The following is a 16,664-nucleotide window of genomic DNA, read 5'->3' as shown; positions in this document are numbered from 1 at the left end:
ACGTTATTCCTGGTTCTTGGCTTGCGCCATTAAAGAAAATTGCGCCGTCTCCTGCATGGGTTCGGCGTGAGAGACCATCGGTTCGCTAAAAGAGTCTGATCGGGTCGTGCGCTGCTGTTGTCGTTCCAGTTGCTGCACTTTCTCCTCGCTGGCATTGCCCAGATGACGGGCCAGAAGTGCGGAGGCTTGAGCGCGTTCGCCCTTTTCCAGCAAATCCAGAATCGCCAGATGCTCCAGACACTGGCGACGAATACGCTCCCGATCCAGCGTTTCCTGATACTCCAGCAAGCGTCGCAACTGATTCTGGCGTGTAACGGTCTGGGCGATAAAACGGTTACCAGACAAGGAGGCCAAGGACTCGTGGAAGGTGGCATTGGCCTGATACATCTCGGCATGTCCAGCGTGACGCCAGCCCCCATCGGCCAAGGCTTGCTGTTGCAGCCGCACACGACGCAAAACGGTGGAGTCAATGGCAAAACCGGGCAGCAACATGGCGGCAGGTTCCAGCATCTGACGCAAGGTATAGCTTTCTTCGCAAGCCTGGGGGCCGTCAATCATGGGCAGGAAAGACCAGCCTTTGCTGGCACGTTGTTCTATCCAGCCCTCATTCGCGGCGCGGGCCAGAATACGGCGCACACGTTCGCGCGTCAGGCCGTAACGACGCATGGCGTCGTTCTCCGACAAGGTGTCGCCCCAAATGCCCGAGAGTTTGTCGCGGGCCAGTTGCAAATAGATCTGGTCATCCTGGCTGGTGCCCAGTTCTTCTTCGATCACACCAAGCTGGTCCGCCCCTTTCAACAGATACAGGCCGCGCCGAGGCGGCTGCGCGCCCACAATGCCTTTTTCCGCCAGATAGGCCAGCGCCCCCCGTATGGGCGAACGCGAAGCGCCCAGCGCCTCGGCCAGCGATTGCTCCGTCAAATGATGCCCGGCCTGCAAATGCCCTGCTCGCACATAATCCAGCAGGCGATGCGCCAGGGTGACATGCAAAGAATTAGATTGGCTTTTCATGCAGATATTCCTAAAAACCGAAGCGATCCTCGATTGTTTTATTGTATTATATACAAACAAAATACAATTCAATTGTTTTACAAAGGCTCCAGACGCATAATTTTGTTGGGATTATTCTTGTCGAAAGCCCGCTGACATCGCGCGAATCCACAGGGGTTCACACAGCGGTGACGTAGTCAGAGGGCCCTCAGGTCGGCCCCCTCCAACCTTCTCATTACGGATGAATCGTTTGCCATGTCTCAGTCTCTTGCCCTAGAAACGCTGTCCCTGAACGGACGTTCCGTACGTTACGTTCCTATCGCCAACATCCCCGGTATTGAAAAGCTGCCGTATTCACTGCGCGTTCTGCTGGAAAACCTCTGTCGTCAGAAGGCCGTGCGTCATGCCGACGTGGATCAGGAAATTGATTCCCTGCTCCAACGCAAGGTGGGCGACGGCATCACTTTCTACCCTGCCCGCGTATTTGGTCAGGACATTCTGGGTTTGGTCATGTTGCTGGACATGGCCGCCTTGCGCGAAGGCGTAGAAGCCGCTGGTGGTGACGCCAGCCGCGTACGCCCTCAAGTACCGATCGACGTCATTATTGACCACTCCCTGCAAGTGGACAGTTGGGCCAACCCCAAGGCAGCCGACATCAACCTGGCACGCGAATATCAACGTAACGGCGAACGCTTTGCCTTCCTGCGCTGGTGTTCCAGCAATTTTGAGGGCGTGAAAGTGGTGCCACCAGGCAAAGGCATCATGCACCAATTGCACATCGAGCATATTGGTCAGGTTGTCTGGTCCGAAGAAGGCAAGGACGTGGATCTGGTCTACCCCGACAGCTGTGTGGGCACCGACAGCCACACGCCTATGGTTAACGGCCTGGGCATTCTGGGCTGGGGTGTGGGCGGTATTGAAGCCGAAGCCGTGATGGTGGGTCTGCCCGTCGCCATCGCTCTGCCTGCCGTGGTAGGTATCGAGCTGACCGGCAAGCTCAATGACGGCGTGCTGCCGACCGACCTGGTTCTGGTCATTACGCAAAAACTGCGCGAACTGGGCGTCGTGGGCAAGTTTGTCGAATTCTTTGGCCCCAGCGTGGACGAGCTGTCCTTGGGCGACCGTGGCATGATCGCCAATATGGCACCTGAATACGGCGCCACCGCCGTGTTCTTCCCCATTGACGACGCTGCCCTGCACTACATGCACATGACAGGCCGTCCGCAAGAACAGATTGATCTGGTCGAGCAATACAGCAAGGTTCAAAAACTGTGGCGCGACCCGGCCGCTCCCGCGCCTGTTTACGACACCGTGTTGAAACTGGACCTGAGCAGCATCAAGCCTAGCCTGGCTGGCCCCAGCAATCCTGAAGATCATCTGGATCTGGATACCGCTGCCCAGTCCTTCCCCGCCCATCACCAGAAAATTGCTGGCCGTCCTTACGACCCGCAGCGTGCCGTACCCGTGGAAGGCGAGGACTTTGTGCTGAATGATGGCGATGTCGTCATTGCCGCCATTACCTCCTGTACCAATACCGCCAACCCCGCCAATATGATGGCCGCTGGTCTGCTGGCCCGTAACGCCGTGGCTCGTGGCCTGCGCAGCAAACCCTGGGTCAAGACCTCGCTGGTGCCCGGTAGTCAGGTAACGGCGGACGTGCTGGAGCGTGCCCAACTGCAAGACGATCTGGACGTGCTGGGTTTCAACATTGCTGGTTTTGGCTGCACCACGTGTAACGGTGGATCAGGCCCACTGCCTGCCAATATCGTCAACGCGATTGAATCCGAAAAGCTGATTGCCACCGCCGTACTGTCGGGTAACCGTAACTTTGAAGGCCGTATCCACGCCAACGTGCGCGCTGCTTACCTGGCATCGCCCGCCCTGGTTGTGGCCTACGCCCTGGCTGGCAACCTGAATGTGGACCTGACCCGCGACCCGCTGGGCAAGGATCAGGACGGTAAAGACGTCTACCTGAGCGACATCTGGCCCAAATCCGCCGAAGTGCAAGAAGCCATCCACGGCGCGTACGACCGCGACCTGTTCATCGAGCGTTATGCCGAGTTGTACGACGGCGGCGAACCTTGGGACGCCCTGGCCCGCGAAAGCAATGGCGGTCACTACCCATGGGAAGCCGACAGTACCTACATCCGCAAACCGCCTTACTTTGACGGCTTGCAACGCGAACCCGCCCCCGTAGCCAACCTGCGTGGCATGCGTCCGCTGGCCATTCTGGGTGACTCCATCACCACCGACCACATCTCGCCATCGGGTTCGATCAGCCTGGGCACACCGGCCGCTGACTTCCTGCTGTCCAAGGGCGTGGAGCAAAAAGACTTCAACAACTACACCACGCGTCGTGCCAACCACGAAGTGGTCAAACGTGCGACCTTCGCCAACATCCGTCTGCGCAACAAGATTGTTCCCGGCGTAGAAGGCGGTGTCACCAAGGTGATGCCGGAAGGCGAAGTCATGCGTATTTTTGAAGCGGCCCAGACCTATCAGGAACGTCAGGTTCCCCTGCTGGTGATTGCTGGCAAGAACTACGGTTGCGGTTCTTCCCGCGACTCTGCCGCCAAAGGCCCCGCTTTGCTGGGTGTGAAGGCCGTGGTCGCAGAAGGCTTCGAGCGTATCCACCGCACCAACCTGGTCGGCATGGGTGTGCTGCCCCTGCAGTTCCAGGAGGGCACCAATGCCGATACCTTGGGTCTGGATGGCAGCGAAACCTTTGATGTGAAAGGCCTGGAAGAAAACCTGGGGGTACGTTCACAAGCCGAGCTGATCATCCACCGCCTGGATGGCAGCACCCAGTCCGTGCCGGTGATTGTGCGTCTGGATACAGTCGAGGACATGGAATACTGGCGTCATGGCGGTATCCTGCCACGCGTCTGGCGCAAGTACCTGGAGGACTAAGCCGCCAAGCTCTTAACAGCGTGCGGCGCAGGCTCAATAAAAACGCCAAGGTACATAACCTTGGCGTTTTTGTTTACATCCGCAGGAGCAACATAGGATTGAGTTTGTTTTGTCACTTGATCCTCTCGTGCACGCCGCCAAATTAGCGGTGATCAGATCAGCAAGGCGGGCTCAGTCCCCAAACAAACTGGACATATTCCTTGCCTCCAGCCCCAGATTACTCGCCAGTTGATCAAAACAGCGCAAGGCCGCTTCTATGTCTTCGTCAGCAATCCCTTGAAACAAGGGCGCACGAGACTGACGCAACAATTCCAGCAAGCGTTCATGAAAGTCGCGCCCTTTTTCAGTCAGTCGCAAAAGACGCGCACGCTTGTCCTGTTCATCAGGCAAACGCTCCAGCAAACCGCCAGACTCCAGTTGGTCGATCAGGCGCACCAGCGTTGGTCCTTCCAGGCGCATCATGCGTGCCAACTGCCCTTGTCGTATCGGTTCGCCCAGTTGAGCCAGATAACGAATCGGCAAAATAGTGGCCTCGGACACGCCATACCGCACCAGGGTCTGATCCAATTCACGACGATACAGGCGCGCCAGCACAATCATGGACAAGCCGAACCGTTCATAAAGTTGGTAATTCATCAGGAAGTCTCCACAGCGCGCGACATAGCATTAGGCGGGTAAGCATAAACCAAAACGGGCGTGGCCCCGTGCAAGGACTGGGCGACGTCCAATATCGCCTGCGTTAAAACGGTATCGCTGCAAGATTGGCTGATGCGCTGCAATTGTTGGGCCAACTTCTGCGGCTGGTGCTCAAACCCTTCCAGTAGTTCACCGACCAGCAGCACGGATGCCTGTTGCTCCGGTCCGCGCTTGGCCAAGCGTTTCAGTTCAACTACGCCACGTCCCAAATTGATCAGCGACAACAAGCCCGGCGGGGTTTGTTCACCCATCCAGTGCAACAACTGCACCCATTGCCGGGCCACTCGCCCTCGCCATACACGAAACAAACGGGGGCGGGAGCGACGTATCAAGGGATACAGCTCACGCACGACTCGCCGCACCAAGGCTTGACCACGAGGATGCGTACGGCGCGGCAACAGGAAAAAGGCACTACACACCACCGCCGAACCCGCCAGCAAAGGCAAAGATTCTTTCAGAATGATAGGCCCGCTCACCGCTGCCATACCCGCCTGGCTGGCCAATTGAAAACACATATTCGCATCCAGCGCCCAGGCCGACGTGGGCCGATTGGCGCGCAACAAGCCCCCGATCACCACAAAAGGCAGTACCGAGGCAATTACCTGCCAGTCCGTCACCAAATACCCTTGAACAAGATAGCGATACAAGCTGGCTACCACCACGCCCACGGTAATTCCGGTAAACATGGAGCGACTCATTAACTGCGGGCGCGGCATGGAACCCAGAATAATGGAGAAGGTACACACCCCCATGGCCATCAGCTCCAGCGCCGGGCTGGACAAGGCAAAGGCAATCGCCCCGGCACTAAAAGCAGCCAAGCCACTGATCAGCCCCGTACGGGTTGCCAGCGACCAATCGACAGAAATAGCAGGCGTGGTCAGAAAACGGTGGCGACCACGTCGAGCAGGCACTCGGGCAGCAAACAAGCCTTCTTCTGCTCGCTGAATTTGCCCCATGGCACGGCGCAGACGCGCCAGGCTGACTTGCCCTTCTTGTCTGACTGCCGTCTTTGCCAGCACTTTCAACGGCTGACCGTCTTGCAGGCGCTGCGCCTGCTCCAACAAGGACGAGGCATAATCAGCGGCGGGGCACCGTCCCCTTTCTCTTTGACGCACAATCACTTCACTGGCGGCCAGCAACTCGATCACCGCATACAAGAAGGCGTCTACATAAGGCAGGCGGCGATACGCATCCCAGGAACCAGCCGCCAAAATACGAGCTTGGGCGTCCAGATCCACTATCTCCTGCCGAATACGGCTGAGCAAAGCCTGATCCGGTTGTGCATAAGACGGCCCCAATGCGTGTGCCGCCACACGCAAGGCATCGGCGGCCAAAACACGCACACGCTGGTAATACGTCTTGCGCCGACTGCGGGGTGTCGTCCGGGAGCACAACAAGGTTGTCATCAGCACCCCGATCAAAGTGCACTCCACCCGCGACACGGCCAGATCCAATGAAGCATCCGGAGCCAACACAGACGGCAACACCACCACACCAATCGTAATCCCCGCCAGCATGGGCAAGTAGGACAAGGCACCCCGAAACACATGAGTCAAGGCCGACGCCACCCCCACCACCAGCGCCATGCCCAACAACTGCAAGTAGGGATTGGGCAAATGCAAAAACACCAGGCCCAGCCCTGCTCCTATCAAGGTTCCCACAATCCGCCACAAGGCCCGCTCATACACCAGCCCCCGATAGGCTTGGGACAAGACCCACACCGGCATGGCAGCCCAAAAGGGGTTATCAACGGACAGCAAAACAGCAATTGCAAAGGACAGCCAGGCCGCCATGGCCATATTCAAACCATGTAATAGTGCGGGCCGATCCAGTTGTATCCAAGGAGCAAAGGCAAACATAAGAAAAGGGAAACCGAACAATAGCGAAAGCATGATTATATAGATAGCTTAGCTACCTATTCAATTACAGACGGCTGAATGCCCTGTTTCCTGTCGTCTCTATCCGGCCCCTCCAGACATGGGCCATAAGATAGGAAAATCCATCTCATGCTGCGGCGCAGCCGTTTCTCCGCACTCCACCCAGCCTTTGATGACTCAACAATCTACGCTCACTCTCCCCTTTGGCAGTCACACCATTTTTCATTGTCAGTTTTCATAAACTATCGCTATCCAGACATGGTCAAACCGTACGGGACCGTTCTATGATGTTGGCTTCCGATAGGCAGGTACCCGAAATCCTGCCCTATCACCCCGTTTTCCTGGCAGGAGTCATTATGCAAAAGTGGCTGACACGCTACACCGCCTTCTACATCATCATTGGCCTGACCGCCTTGTTCTTGCTGCTTTCCTTGTTCAAAAGCGCAAGCTGGCTATGGCTGGCGATCCCAGGGCTGGCCCTGTGCATTCAGGGCTTGGTGGACATCACGCAAACTCGTCACGCCATTCGTCGCAACTACCCGGTTATTGGCAATCTGCGCTTCATTTTTGAAGCCATACGCCCTGAAATTCGCCAGTACTTTCTGGAGGGCGATGAGCAGCAACTCCCTTTTTCGCGTGCGGATCGCTCCCTGGTATACCAGCGTGCCAAACAAGAGATCGACAAGCAGCCTTTTGGTACCCACCAAGAGGTCTATAACAATGGTTACGAGTGGATCAACCACTCCATGACGCCCAAGCACATCAAGGACTCGCAGTTCCGCATTGATGTGGGCGGGCCGGACTGTACCCAGCCTTATTCGCTGTCGGTGCTGAATATCTCCGCCATGAGTTTTGGGGCCTTGTCGGCCAATGCCATCCTGGCCCTGAACAAAGGCGCCAAAATGGGCAATTTTGCGCATGACACGGGCGAAGGCGGCATCAGCACCTATCATCTGCGCCACGGCGGTGATCTGATCTGGAATATTGGCTCGGGCTATTTTGGTTGCCGGGATGAGCAAGGCAACTTCTCGCCCGAACGCTTTGCCGAGCGCGCCACCCAGGATCACGTCAAGATGATTGAAATCAAGCTGTCGCAAGGGGCCAAACCCGGCCACGGCGGTATCTTGCCCGGCACCAAGGTCTCACCGGAAATTGCCCTGGCGCGCGGTGTACCCGAGGGCGTGGACTGTAACTCGCCACCTAGCCATAGCGCCTTCCACTCCCCCGTAGAACTGCTGGAGTTCGTTGCCAAGCTGCGTACCTTGTCCGGCGGCAAACCCGTGGGCTTCAAACTCTGTATCGGACACCCCTGGGAATGGTTTGCCATTGCCAAAGCCATGCTGAAAACAGGCATTACACCGGACTTTATTGTGGTCGATGGCGCTGAAGGGGGGACCGGTGCCTCCCCCGTGGAGTTCATTGACCACGTCGGTACGCCCTTGCGTGAGGCCTTGCGCCTGGTCCACAACACCTTGGTCGGAATTGGCCTACGCGAACAAATCCGTCTGGGCGCCTCGGGCAAGATCATCAGTGCCTTTGACATGGCCCGCATCATGGCCTTGGGCGCAGACTGGTGCAATAGCGCACGCGGCTTCATGTTTGCGGTGGGCTGCATCCAGGCTCAAGCCTGTCATACCGACAAATGCCCGACGGGTGTAGCTACCCAGGACCCGCAACGTCAAAAAGCCCTGGTAGTGGATGACAAATCCCTGCGCGTGGCCAGCTTCCATGGCAATACGCTCAAAGCCCTGGCGGAATTGCTGGGCGCGGCCGGCCTGGAACATCCGGACCAACTACGTCCTCACCATATCGCCCGCCGTATCAGCAACGGCGAAGTGCGTGTGATGTCGGCTCTGTTCCCGGATCTGAAAAAAGGTGAGCTGCTGCGCGGCCACTACCGTCAAACGATTTTCCGGGTCGGTTGGCCCATGGCCAATCCCGACTCCTTTGAACCGGCCTACAGCCTGAGCAAAGCCTTGTCGTACTTGAATGATGAGGCTGACCCCGAGGACACGATCAAAAAGCAGGATGCCGCAGACAGCGCCGGCCAAGCCCTGGCCTGAACATGGTAGGGCGGCCGTTTCCTTAGCGAGACCGCCGCTGCACACCAACCCCCGTATCTACTTCTCCATAAACTTCAACACCGGAGGGCCGACTCCAACTGCTGTCGGCTGAACGGTCCGGTGTTGAACACGCCGCCAGTCCCAGAACCATGACCAAGGCGCTCAGCACCCCATACATCTGTCGCATATCAAGCTCCTTGATGATAAGCGTCTACTGTGCCACAGAATTTGGGCAAACAGATTTCCATCTGTACTAGAATGCTCTGATCATGGTCAGGCACTGCGCATCTCCCTTCTCAGGTACTCGCCGCCGGTTTTTACTGGTGTTGGCGATATGCGCCCTGCTCTTGCGTGGCCTGATTCCCAATGGCTATATGCCCAGCACCGACCCTGCCAACGCAGCCGCACTCAGTTTGTGCGTGCAGGGCGATCCCTTCCTGGCGCAATGGAGCAGCCAGCTACCTGGTGGCCCAAAGCACGACGAGCAACACAGCCTGCATGCGGCCTGTCTGTTCGCCCAGGCCCAGGCACAAAAAGCCCTGAATGATACGCCCAGCCCCGCCTGGGATCTGACACAAACACCGCGACATACCTGGGACACGGCCCAACAGGCGGCGGTTCCCGTTCTTCCCCTGACGGGCCCGCCCCTGAGTGCGCGCGGACCTCCCCCTACCCTCGTTTCCTGACCAGCTCTGGCTGCCCGGCGCAGCCACTCCATGTTGTCAATTAGCGGGATATTTCTATGAACGCCTCCTTCTCACGCCGCCAGCTTTTGCTTGCCATGCTGGCCACTCCTTTGGTCCTGAGCGCCTGCGGCGACAAGGCCCCCAAGCAGCCTGCCTTTCGCAATCTGGAAGGTGTGGACATGAGCAGCGCCGACTTTGCCAAGGATTTCAGCTTGCTCGATACCGAAGGCCAACGTCGCACCATGGCCGACTATCGCGACAAGATCGTACTGATCTTCTTTGGTTTTACTCAATGTCCCGACGTCTGCCCGACTGCACTGACCCGTGCCGTCGACATCAAGGAGCAGTTGGGCGAGGATGGCGACAAGCTGCAGGTCTTGTTTATCTCCATTGACCCGGAGCGCGATACGCCCGAATTGCTGCGAGCCTACATGCAGGCTTTTGACCCTGGCTTCGTCGCACTGCGCCCTACCGAAGAAGAGCTAGCCAAGACCGCCAGCGACTTCAAAGTTTTTTATCAAAAGGTTCCTACCGGCTCCAGCTACACCATGGACCACAGTGCCTTGACCTATGTGTACGACACACAAGGCAAGCTGCAGATCGCCCTGCGTCATACGCAAACGGCTGAAGAAGCCGTGGCTGATATCCGCCAGGTACTGGCTTTGAGCAAGTGAACCCCAACAGGATTACCAACATGAAACGTACTATTGCTTCCTCGCTTTTCTCCCTGGCTGCCTTGATGAGCCTGCCCACCCTGGCCCAGGCCGAAGTCACCGTGACCGATCCCTGGGTTCGCGCCACGGTTCCCGGCCAGCAAGCCACTGGCGCCTTCATGGTGCTGCAATCCACTGACAACGCCCAATTGGTGGGTGCCAGCAGCAGCTTGAGCAAACAGGTGGAGGTGCATGAAATGGCCATGGAAAACGACGTGATGCGCATGCGTCAGGTCGAGAAAATCGACCTGCCCACCGGCAAGGCTGTCGCACTGAAACCTGGCGGCTACCACATCATGCTGCTGGGTCTGGACAAGCAGGTTGAAGCAGGCAGCTCTGTGGACATCACCCTGGAAATCCAGAACGCCGCCGGTCAAAAGGAAGAGCTGAAAATCAACGCCCCAGTCCGTGCCTTGAACACCAAGGCCAACCAGGGCCATAAGGGAGAGCACGGCCACTAAGCCATGTTCCCCACCCCTGAACGCCACCTGCTTGAGCGGTTTGAAGGGCTTTGTTTCAGACTTGCGGGTTTTCCATAATTGGCGGATTTTGATTCGCTGACGTACAGTGAAATCACTGACATAGTGTCAGTAAGCTGTCTGAAACACAGCTTCCCAAAACTGCCATCATGGTAGTTCACCGCCGCCAGAGCGGCATATAGGCCCTACCGCAACGGTAGGGCCTTCGTGTTTCTGGAACCGTCCCCTTGCATATCGCTAGGCCCCTGCACAGGTCTGGAGTACAGTTAAAACCGTAGCGTCGGTTTAACCTTGCAAGGAGTACCTAGATGGCTCTAAGTCCCCATGACAACAATCGCTCTGAGTTACTACGTCAACTGCCCTTGAAACCAGGATGGTTTATTGGTCTGGGTATTGCCCTGATTATTCTGGGTCTGATCGCCCTGATCTACGTGGTTGGCGCCACCGTTGCCAGCGTGGTGTACGTCGGTATTCTGATGAGTATAGGCGGCGTACTGCATCTGGCTCATGCCTGGAGCTCCAAAGGTTGGCGCGGCTTTCTGTTCTGGAGCCTGAGCGGCATTTTGTACTTGTTCGCCGGTTTGATTGCCATTAGCAACCCCTTGGTGGGCGCCACCGTTCTGACCCTGGTATTTGGCGCTTTCCTGATCGCCTCCGGCGCATTCCGACTCTGGATCTGGTTCCAGAACCGGGCCCAGGCTGGCGGCGGCTGGATGGCCTTTTCCGGCCTGATTACGCTGGCAGCCGGTTTGATCATTGCGGCAGGCTGGCCCGGCAATAGCGTCTGGATTCTGGGACTGATCCTGGGCATTGATTTGCTGACCCAAGGTTGGGCCAGCCTCTTGGTTGGAATGGCGATCAAACGCGATCAGAACTGAAGCATCGTCAAGGATCAAACTACTGCCTGGTTTGATCTCCGCTGACTAGATCACTAAACATGGCTCCAAAAAAATGCCCGACCAAAATGAAAATCTGGTCGGGCATTTTGTTATTTTTATTCTTGGTCGTAGGCTTTAGACCTGCTCCCAGGCCCCTGAATCTGCGACTCAACCGGAACAGCGCAAACCATAAAATCAAGTACTAGGCTTCCAGTGCCGGCAAGGCCGCATCCCGTCCCCGCAACCAGGGCTGACGTGTATGTGCCAGCATCTGCGTATCACCGGGGCTATCGCCATAGGCCATGTCCAGCTCTACAGGCTTATCCCCCAGCCAAGCCTGCAAGCGATTCACCTTCTCCTGTCCCCAGCAATTCGCGCTGGCCATACCCACACAAGCTTTTTGTTCATCAAAGGCCAGCTCTGTCGCCAGCACCTGAACCATGCCCTGAGCCTTCGCCCAAGGTTGCAAATAAATGGATGGCGAAGCACTGACCAGCACCATCGTGTCACCCCGCTCTCGGTGAGCACGGATTCGTTCCATCATTTCAGGACGGACCATCTGCGGCACGTAGTCCCGCACATAAGCGTCGGCCAGCGCCTGAACCTGCTCCCGGCTCAAACCACCCAAGGCACTGCGTAAAAAACGATGCTTGATCGCCTGACGACGCTGCGGGCCCCGATCCCACACCAACACACGGGGCACGCAGGCTAGATAAGCACGAAGACAGACCGGCCAGCCTCGCATATGGCGTACAAAGTCCTGCAAGCTGTCTCGGTCTGTAATCGTGCCATCAAAATCAAATGCGACCAGCACAGATACCCCTTTAGTTTAAAAAAACAGGCTAGTGTAAAGGGGAACACCCGTCCCTCCCAAGTCTCACTTTATAAAGCCCAGCCCCCCAGGTAGAAAACAGCCAAGGCAAGCGCAATCAGAACCGTGCCCACATTTAGGCGACGCAGTTCACCCGAGAACAGACGGCCTAGCACCAGCGTACAAAAACCCAGCATGATGCCTGTGACAATATTGACGGTCAGCACAATAAACACGGCGCAAACCAGGCCCGCCATGGTATCAACCATATCGTCGGTATTCAGATGACGCACGCCCCCCAGCATCAGCAAGCCCACGTACATCAAGGCAGGCGCAGTCGCATAGGAAGGCACCAGACCCGCCAAAGGCGACAGGAAGATCAGCAGCAAAAAACCCAGGCCAACCACCACCGCGGTCAGACCGGTACGGCCCCCGGCGGCTGTTCCGGCAGCGGATTCAATATAGGCCGCGGCAGGCGAAGCCCCCAAGCTGGCAGAGACCAAGGAACTGAGCGAGTCCGTCGTCAAGGCACGGCTGCCATTGATGATCTGTCCATCTTTATCCAATTGCCCGGCATTGCCTGCCACCGCGCGAATGGTGCCGGTGGCATCAAACACCGCCGTCATCACCAAGGCCAGAACGCTGGGCAGAACCACCGCGTTCAAGGCCCCGCCTATATCCATCGCGCCGATCAAGGAATTCTCGCCCAGCAAGCTGGGCATGGCGAACAAACCCGTAAAGCGCACAGTGGGGTCAAAGATCAGACCCACTGCCGACAGCCCTAAAATCACCAGCAAGATACCGCCCGTTACCCGACGGCGCTCCAGGCCAAAAATGGCCGCCAGACCCAGCACGCTTAGCCACACGGGCATCGCCGTGACATCCCCTAAGGCAAGCGGCAGACCAGCGCCGGTATTGCGGGTGACCAGGCCCACCTCGTTGGAGGCAATCATCAGCAGGAACAGGCCAATCCCAATACCCGTACCATGCGCAATACCCAGGGGCAAATTACGCAAAATCCAGGTACGAATCCCGGTGGCGGAAATCAGCGTAAAAAGCAGCCCCATCAAAAACACCGCCCCCAGTGCCACAGCAGGGCTGAGTTGCTGCCCGAGCACCAGATCAAAAGCCAAAAATGCCGTCAGAGACAAGGCACAGCCCACCGCAATGGGCAGATTCGCCCACAACCCCATCAGCAAAGAGCCAAAGGCGCTGGTCAGACACACGGCCACAAAAACCGACGAGGTATCAAAGCCCGCCTTACCCAACATGGACGGCACGACAAAGACGGAATACACCATTGCCAGAAACGTGGTCAGCCCAGCCAGAACCTCCTGGCGCAAGGAGCTGCCACGCTCTTTATAAGCAAAATGTTTTTGCAACCAACCGCCAGCAAGCGGCGGGACCAGGGCCTCCTGCCCTGGCCGCAATGCAGATTCTTGCTCAGCCATACTTCATGCTCCTTTATCAGTATTGTGATGTCTGAAACGGTGCGTTGCCGTCATCAGGAATCAGTCATGGACAGCTCCAGCCCCAAGGAGGCTGGAGACTTCTCACAAACTGAATCAAAGGAAGTACCGAGCAAAGACGAGTCCAGCCCTGCCCGCAACAAAATGCAGACATAGACAAAAAGAAAAAGGTATACGGGGGTGTCTCCGACCGAACCGAGGCCTTTGCGGCGCTTCTTTTAATCCCGAGAATGGGAAGTGAGGCCCATTCTACGAGCCGTCAAAGACAGGAAAATCACCTCTAGGTAATGAGGGTTATCAATCGCCTGGGTGGCGGGATACCAGCCTATAAGCCTGGCCGATGAACTGCTGGCGCAGCTTCTGCCATTGGGATTGCATATCCTGAGCCTGCTGCTCGTCAGGCCGCAAACGCTCCGGCTCCAGCTTCATCAAGGCCAATCCATATTTTGCCGCCGACAATTCCTGGGCCACACTGGCCGACTGTTGCACGGCCTGGGCCGGGCGCTCCTGCCACAAACTGCCCAGGCCGCTCAATCCTTCAGAAGCCTTGGCCAAACGCTGACGCACCGAACCGGCAATACTGACGGGCCAGATTTGGGTAAACATCACGTACATGACTGCATTACCCAGCAAAATGCCGATCACGCGATCCCGAGCCGAATCCAGATCAAAGCTGGGGCCAAAGCCCTGCAAGGTCACCAGATAAAAGGCAAAGGCAATTTGAATACCGGCGTAGGAAATGCGTTCGGGACCGTAGAACACCCAGGCCCCCAACAAGGAGACCAGGAAAACCACAACCATCAAGCCACCAATATCCAGCAGATGTGGCATCACAAACAGGATGGTGATAAAGCCTAGCGCCGCCCCCAGCAAACAGCCCACAATCCGCAAAGCCAGCTTGTGTACGGTTTCCCCGGTAGAACCCAAAGCAGCCACGTAGCAGGTAATCATGGCGGTATGAATGCCCTGCCAGTCTGCCGCGCTGTAGATCAGATAACACAGCACGGCAGCGGCCGTCGCCTTCAAGGCATGGTGCTGATACACCGGATTGCTAAAGGCATCGGGCACCATGAAGGAGCCATGCTCCGGATCCGCCTTGCCAATGGACACCGCCCCCGACAAAGCCAGCAAAGCATCATGCAAGTCTTGTACAGCCAAAGAACTGGAAGCCGGCAGTTCGGGCAGATCGTCCATCTGCGGCAAGCGGCCTTGTTCAATATCCTGCGCGCTGCGCTCGCAGATCTGGGCAAACGCCGTTGCCTGCTCAGTGTCCAGATGCTGATCGCGCAGGACGGCAACGGCCAGCAAAACCCGGTAGCTATTCAAAATGGCCTGATCCAGATCCACCTGCTCTTGTGCCGTTCGCAAATGAAACAGCCGTATCCAGCCCAATCGCTTTTGTTGTGCACTGACTCCCAAGGCCAGTTCATCCCACAAGTCCTGCGTATCGGCCTGCCCCGTCAAACCCTGAGCCGCCAAATGCAAGCGCGCGGCCAGTTCACGGCGCAGCACCGTGTGCGGGTACAAACCAAAACACAGATTGAAGATCAGCACCAAGCCCATGGGGGCGACGGTCATCAACCAGGCATACAGCACGGCACGGGTCGCAATTTCCCCGAAGGGGACATAACCCAGCAAAGTCAGCACAAAGGCGATGACCAAAGCAATAATGCCGCCCAAAGGCCCCAGCTTGCTGGCAACCCCTAAAAACAGCAACACAAAGGACGTCAGCACCATAGCCAGCAAACGCCAGGCCGGATACTCAATCGTGACCTGGATCAGTGGCACCAACAGCAGCACCACAATCGACACCAGCACCACCAGGGCCAACGCCAATACCGAGCTTTCCCCAGCGTCGGACTTCATCACAAAAAAGATGACAAAACAACTGACCGCCGACTCGGGGATGCCGTAGTTCATGGCCAGCAACACCATCAGGGCGCACAGCACAGCCACTCGCCAGCTTTGCGCCAGACGCCCAGGGGTGGGCTGCAAGTCTTGCCAGACAAGCCGCGTCAGACCCGACAAGCCGGTCTTAGCAGTCGCCATCGCGATGAATGATGGTGGTGGCAGACGCGCCCATACGCATCAGGTCCTCGGGCGGGGCATCCAGACGGATACGTACCGGAAAGCGTTGTGCCACCCGTACCCAGTTCATGGATTTTTGAATATACGGCAGGCTGCGCGGCAAATTGATCTGCTCCTGGCTGCTGACGCCCCAACCTATTTCCTCCACCTTGCCCGAGAGCTTGCGCGAAGGATCAGACAACACATACACGGTGGCGCACGTGCCGGGTTTGATCTCTTTCAGATCCGTTTCCCGGTACATGCCCGTGACATACCAGGAGTCCGTATCCAGCAAGGTAAAGACGGAGGTACCGGGCATTAAATGTTCGCCCGCGCCGATACGCAAACCCACAATCCGGCCATTGTGCGGTGCCTTGACCTGGGTATGCTCCAGATCACGCTGGGCCATCGCCAGACCCGCCTGACGCGCTTGCACCATGGCTTCCTCTGCTTGCGTATTGCCGACCAGAGCCTGAGCGGCCCCGGATTGCTCTGTTGCCTGTTTCAAGGTGACTTGAGCATCACGCAGCAAGGTATTGGCTTCATCCAATTGCTGTTGGGACACATAGCCCTTGGCCGCCAGATTGGCCAAGCGACGCTGGCTTTGCGTGGCCATCGCCAAATTGGTTTTTGCACGGGTGATCTGATCATCGGCAATCACGGCGTTATGCCCTTCTGCGCGCACGGCACGCTGCTTCATCTCCAACGTCGCCTGGGCCAGCGCCAGTTCCGCCTGGGCTTGTTCCAAACGCAACTGATAAAACACCGGGTCTACGGTAAAGAGCAATTCATCGCGGTGAACGAACTGGCCGTCACGCACCACCATGCGCTCAATTCGCCCTGGCAAGGAGCTGGAGATATGCACCACATCGGCGCCAACCACCGCATCTTCAGACAAGGGGTTGTTGGCAGAACGCTGCAAATACCACCATGCCAAGACAAGGGCGGTGACAAGAATCAGCACGCTCAGTAGGCGGGCAGCGCCTTTACGGGGGGAGGATTTCTGTGCCTGGGTCATGGCTCAG

General features: G+C 57.2%; 14 protein-coding genes. 6 read left to right on the top strand and 8 right to left on the bottom strand.

The window, feature by feature from the left end; translation table 11 throughout:
* Positions 1-3: 3 nt before the first annotated feature.
* Positions 4-1,011, bottom strand: a complete 1,008-nt coding sequence (locus ACDI13_RS15245; RefSeq protein ID WP_316990661.1) for a GntR family transcriptional regulator — start codon at positions 1,009-1,011, stop codon at positions 4-6.
* A 234-nt stretch (positions 1,012-1,245) separates the two neighbouring features.
* Between ACDI13_RS15245 and acnA the strand changes: the two genes are divergently transcribed.
* The gene (acnA, locus tag ACDI13_RS15240; protein ID WP_316990660.1) at positions 1,246-3,900 is read left to right on the top strand and encodes an aconitate hydratase AcnA; all 2,655 of its coding nucleotides are present in this window, start codon (positions 1,246-1,248) and stop codon (positions 3,898-3,900) included.
* Between the two features lie 171 nt (positions 3,901-4,071).
* Here acnA and ACDI13_RS15235 read toward each other — a convergent pair whose 3' ends face one another.
* Together ACDI13_RS15235 and ACDI13_RS15230 are read right to left on the bottom strand one after the other, a co-directional pair.
* Positions 4,072-4,536: a MarR family transcriptional regulator gene (locus ACDI13_RS15235; RefSeq protein WP_316990659.1), complete on the bottom strand. Its 465-nt coding sequence runs from the start codon at positions 4,534-4,536 to the stop codon at positions 4,072-4,074.
* Positions 4,536-6,455, bottom strand: coding sequence for an FUSC family protein (locus ACDI13_RS15230; protein WP_316990658.1), 1,920 nt, complete (start codon positions 6,453-6,455; stop codon positions 4,536-4,538). Before ACDI13_RS15230 ends, ACDI13_RS15235 begins: the two co-directional genes overlap by 1 nt.
* Positions 6,456-6,829: 374 nt before the next feature.
* On the opposite strand from ACDI13_RS15230, the gene ACDI13_RS15225 reads away from it, so the two are divergent.
* Positions 6,830-8,536: an FMN-binding glutamate synthase family protein gene (locus ACDI13_RS15225; RefSeq protein ID WP_316990712.1), complete on the top strand. Its 1,707-nt coding sequence runs from the start codon at positions 6,830-6,832 to the stop codon at positions 8,534-8,536.
* A 22-nt stretch (positions 8,537-8,558) separates the two neighbouring features.
* Here ACDI13_RS15225 and ACDI13_RS15220 read toward each other — a convergent pair whose 3' ends face one another.
* Positions 8,559-8,723: a hypothetical protein gene (locus tag ACDI13_RS15220; RefSeq protein ID WP_316990657.1), complete on the bottom strand. Its 165-nt coding sequence runs from the start codon at positions 8,721-8,723 to the stop codon at positions 8,559-8,561.
* Positions 8,724-8,859: 136 nt separating this feature from the next.
* Here ACDI13_RS15220 and ACDI13_RS15215 point away from each other — a divergent pair, with 136 nt between their 5' ends.
* The 4 genes from ACDI13_RS15215 (at position 8,860) to ACDI13_RS15200 (ending at position 11,292) form a co-directional block, all read left to right on the top strand.
* Positions 8,860-9,222 (top strand): hypothetical protein, encoded by a 363-nt coding sequence (locus ACDI13_RS15215; RefSeq protein ID WP_316990656.1) that lies wholly within the window; start codon positions 8,860-8,862, stop codon positions 9,220-9,222.
* A 56-nt stretch (positions 9,223-9,278) separates the two neighbouring features.
* Positions 9,279-9,896, top strand: a complete 618-nt coding sequence (locus tag ACDI13_RS15210; protein WP_316990655.1) for an SCO family protein — start codon at positions 9,279-9,281, stop codon at positions 9,894-9,896.
* 20 nt (positions 9,897-9,916) lie between these two features.
* Entirely contained in the window at positions 9,917-10,396 is a 480-nt protein-coding gene (locus tag ACDI13_RS15205; protein ID WP_316990654.1) for a copper chaperone PCu(A)C, read from the top strand.
* A gap of 326 nt (positions 10,397-10,722) precedes the next feature.
* Positions 10,723-11,292, top strand: coding sequence for an HdeD family acid-resistance protein (locus ACDI13_RS15200; RefSeq protein ID WP_316990653.1), 570 nt, complete (start codon positions 10,723-10,725; stop codon positions 11,290-11,292).
* Between the two features lie 202 nt (positions 11,293-11,494).
* Here the strand turns inward: ACDI13_RS15200 and ACDI13_RS15195 are convergent, their stop codons facing one another.
* The 4 genes from ACDI13_RS15195 to mdtN form a co-directional block, all read right to left on the bottom strand.
* The gene (locus tag ACDI13_RS15195; RefSeq protein ID WP_316990652.1) at positions 11,495-12,106 is read right to left on the bottom strand and encodes an HAD-IB family hydrolase; all 612 of its coding nucleotides are present in this window, start codon (positions 12,104-12,106) and stop codon (positions 11,495-11,497) included.
* Between the two features lie 68 nt (positions 12,107-12,174).
* On the bottom strand, positions 12,175-13,554 hold the full coding sequence (locus ACDI13_RS15190) for an NCS2 family permease (RefSeq protein ID WP_316990651.1): 1,380 nt from the start codon (positions 13,552-13,554) through the stop codon (positions 12,175-12,177).
* Between the two features lie 315 nt (positions 13,555-13,869).
* Positions 13,870-15,621 carry an FUSC family protein gene (locus tag ACDI13_RS15185; protein ID WP_316990650.1) on the bottom strand — a complete coding sequence of 584 codons (1,752 nt, stop codon included), beginning with the start codon at positions 15,619-15,621 and terminating at the stop codon, positions 13,870-13,872.
* Entirely contained in the window at positions 15,608-16,657 is a 1,050-nt protein-coding gene (gene mdtN / locus ACDI13_RS15180) for a multidrug transporter subunit MdtN (protein WP_316990649.1), read from the bottom strand. Before mdtN ends, ACDI13_RS15185 begins: the two co-directional genes overlap by 14 nt.
* Between the last annotated feature and the right edge of the window lie 7 nt (positions 16,658-16,664).

Source organism: Alcaligenes faecalis (assembly GCF_041521385.1).
In the GTDB taxonomy this organism is placed as follows: Bacteria; Pseudomonadota; Gammaproteobacteria; order Burkholderiales; family Burkholderiaceae_B; genus Alcaligenes; species Alcaligenes faecalis_E.
The sequence above is the reverse complement of the archived record's forward strand: the minus strand, read 5'-3'. Positions and strand labels throughout refer to the sequence as shown.

Excerpts from the sequence above, each read along its gene's own strand:
- ACDI13_RS15245 (WP_316990661.1), bottom strand. The coding sequence starts at position 1,011 with ATGAAAAGCCAATCTAATTCTTTGCATGTCACCCTGGCGCATCGCCTG.
- acnA (WP_316990660.1), top strand. The coding sequence starts at position 1,246 with ATGTCTCAGTCTCTTGCCCTAGAAACGCTGTCCCTGAACGGACGTTCC.
- ACDI13_RS15235 (WP_316990659.1), bottom strand. The coding sequence starts at position 4,536 with ATGAATTACCAACTTTATGAACGGTTCGGCTTGTCCATGATTGTGCTG.
- ACDI13_RS15230 (WP_316990658.1), bottom strand. The coding sequence starts at position 6,455 with ATGTTTGCCTTTGCTCCTTGGATACAACTGGATCGGCCCGCACTATTA.
- ACDI13_RS15225 (WP_316990712.1), top strand. The coding sequence starts at position 6,830 with ATGCAAAAGTGGCTGACACGCTACACCGCCTTCTACATCATCATTGGC.
- ACDI13_RS15220 (WP_316990657.1), bottom strand. The coding sequence starts at position 8,723 with ATGCGACAGATGTATGGGGTGCTGAGCGCCTTGGTCATGGTTCTGGGA.
- ACDI13_RS15210 (WP_316990655.1), top strand. The coding sequence starts at position 9,279 with ATGAACGCCTCCTTCTCACGCCGCCAGCTTTTGCTTGCCATGCTGGCC.
- ACDI13_RS15205 (WP_316990654.1), top strand. The coding sequence starts at position 9,917 with ATGAAACGTACTATTGCTTCCTCGCTTTTCTCCCTGGCTGCCTTGATG.
- ACDI13_RS15200 (WP_316990653.1), top strand. The coding sequence starts at position 10,723 with ATGGCTCTAAGTCCCCATGACAACAATCGCTCTGAGTTACTACGTCAA.
- ACDI13_RS15190 (WP_316990651.1), bottom strand. The coding sequence starts at position 13,554 with ATGGCTGAGCAAGAATCTGCATTGCGGCCAGGGCAGGAGGCCCTGGTC.
- ACDI13_RS15185 (WP_316990650.1), bottom strand. The coding sequence starts at position 15,621 with ATGGCGACTGCTAAGACCGGCTTGTCGGGTCTGACGCGGCTTGTCTGG.
- mdtN (WP_316990649.1), bottom strand. The coding sequence starts at position 16,657 with ATGACCCAGGCACAGAAATCCTCCCCCCGTAAAGGCGCTGCCCGCCTA.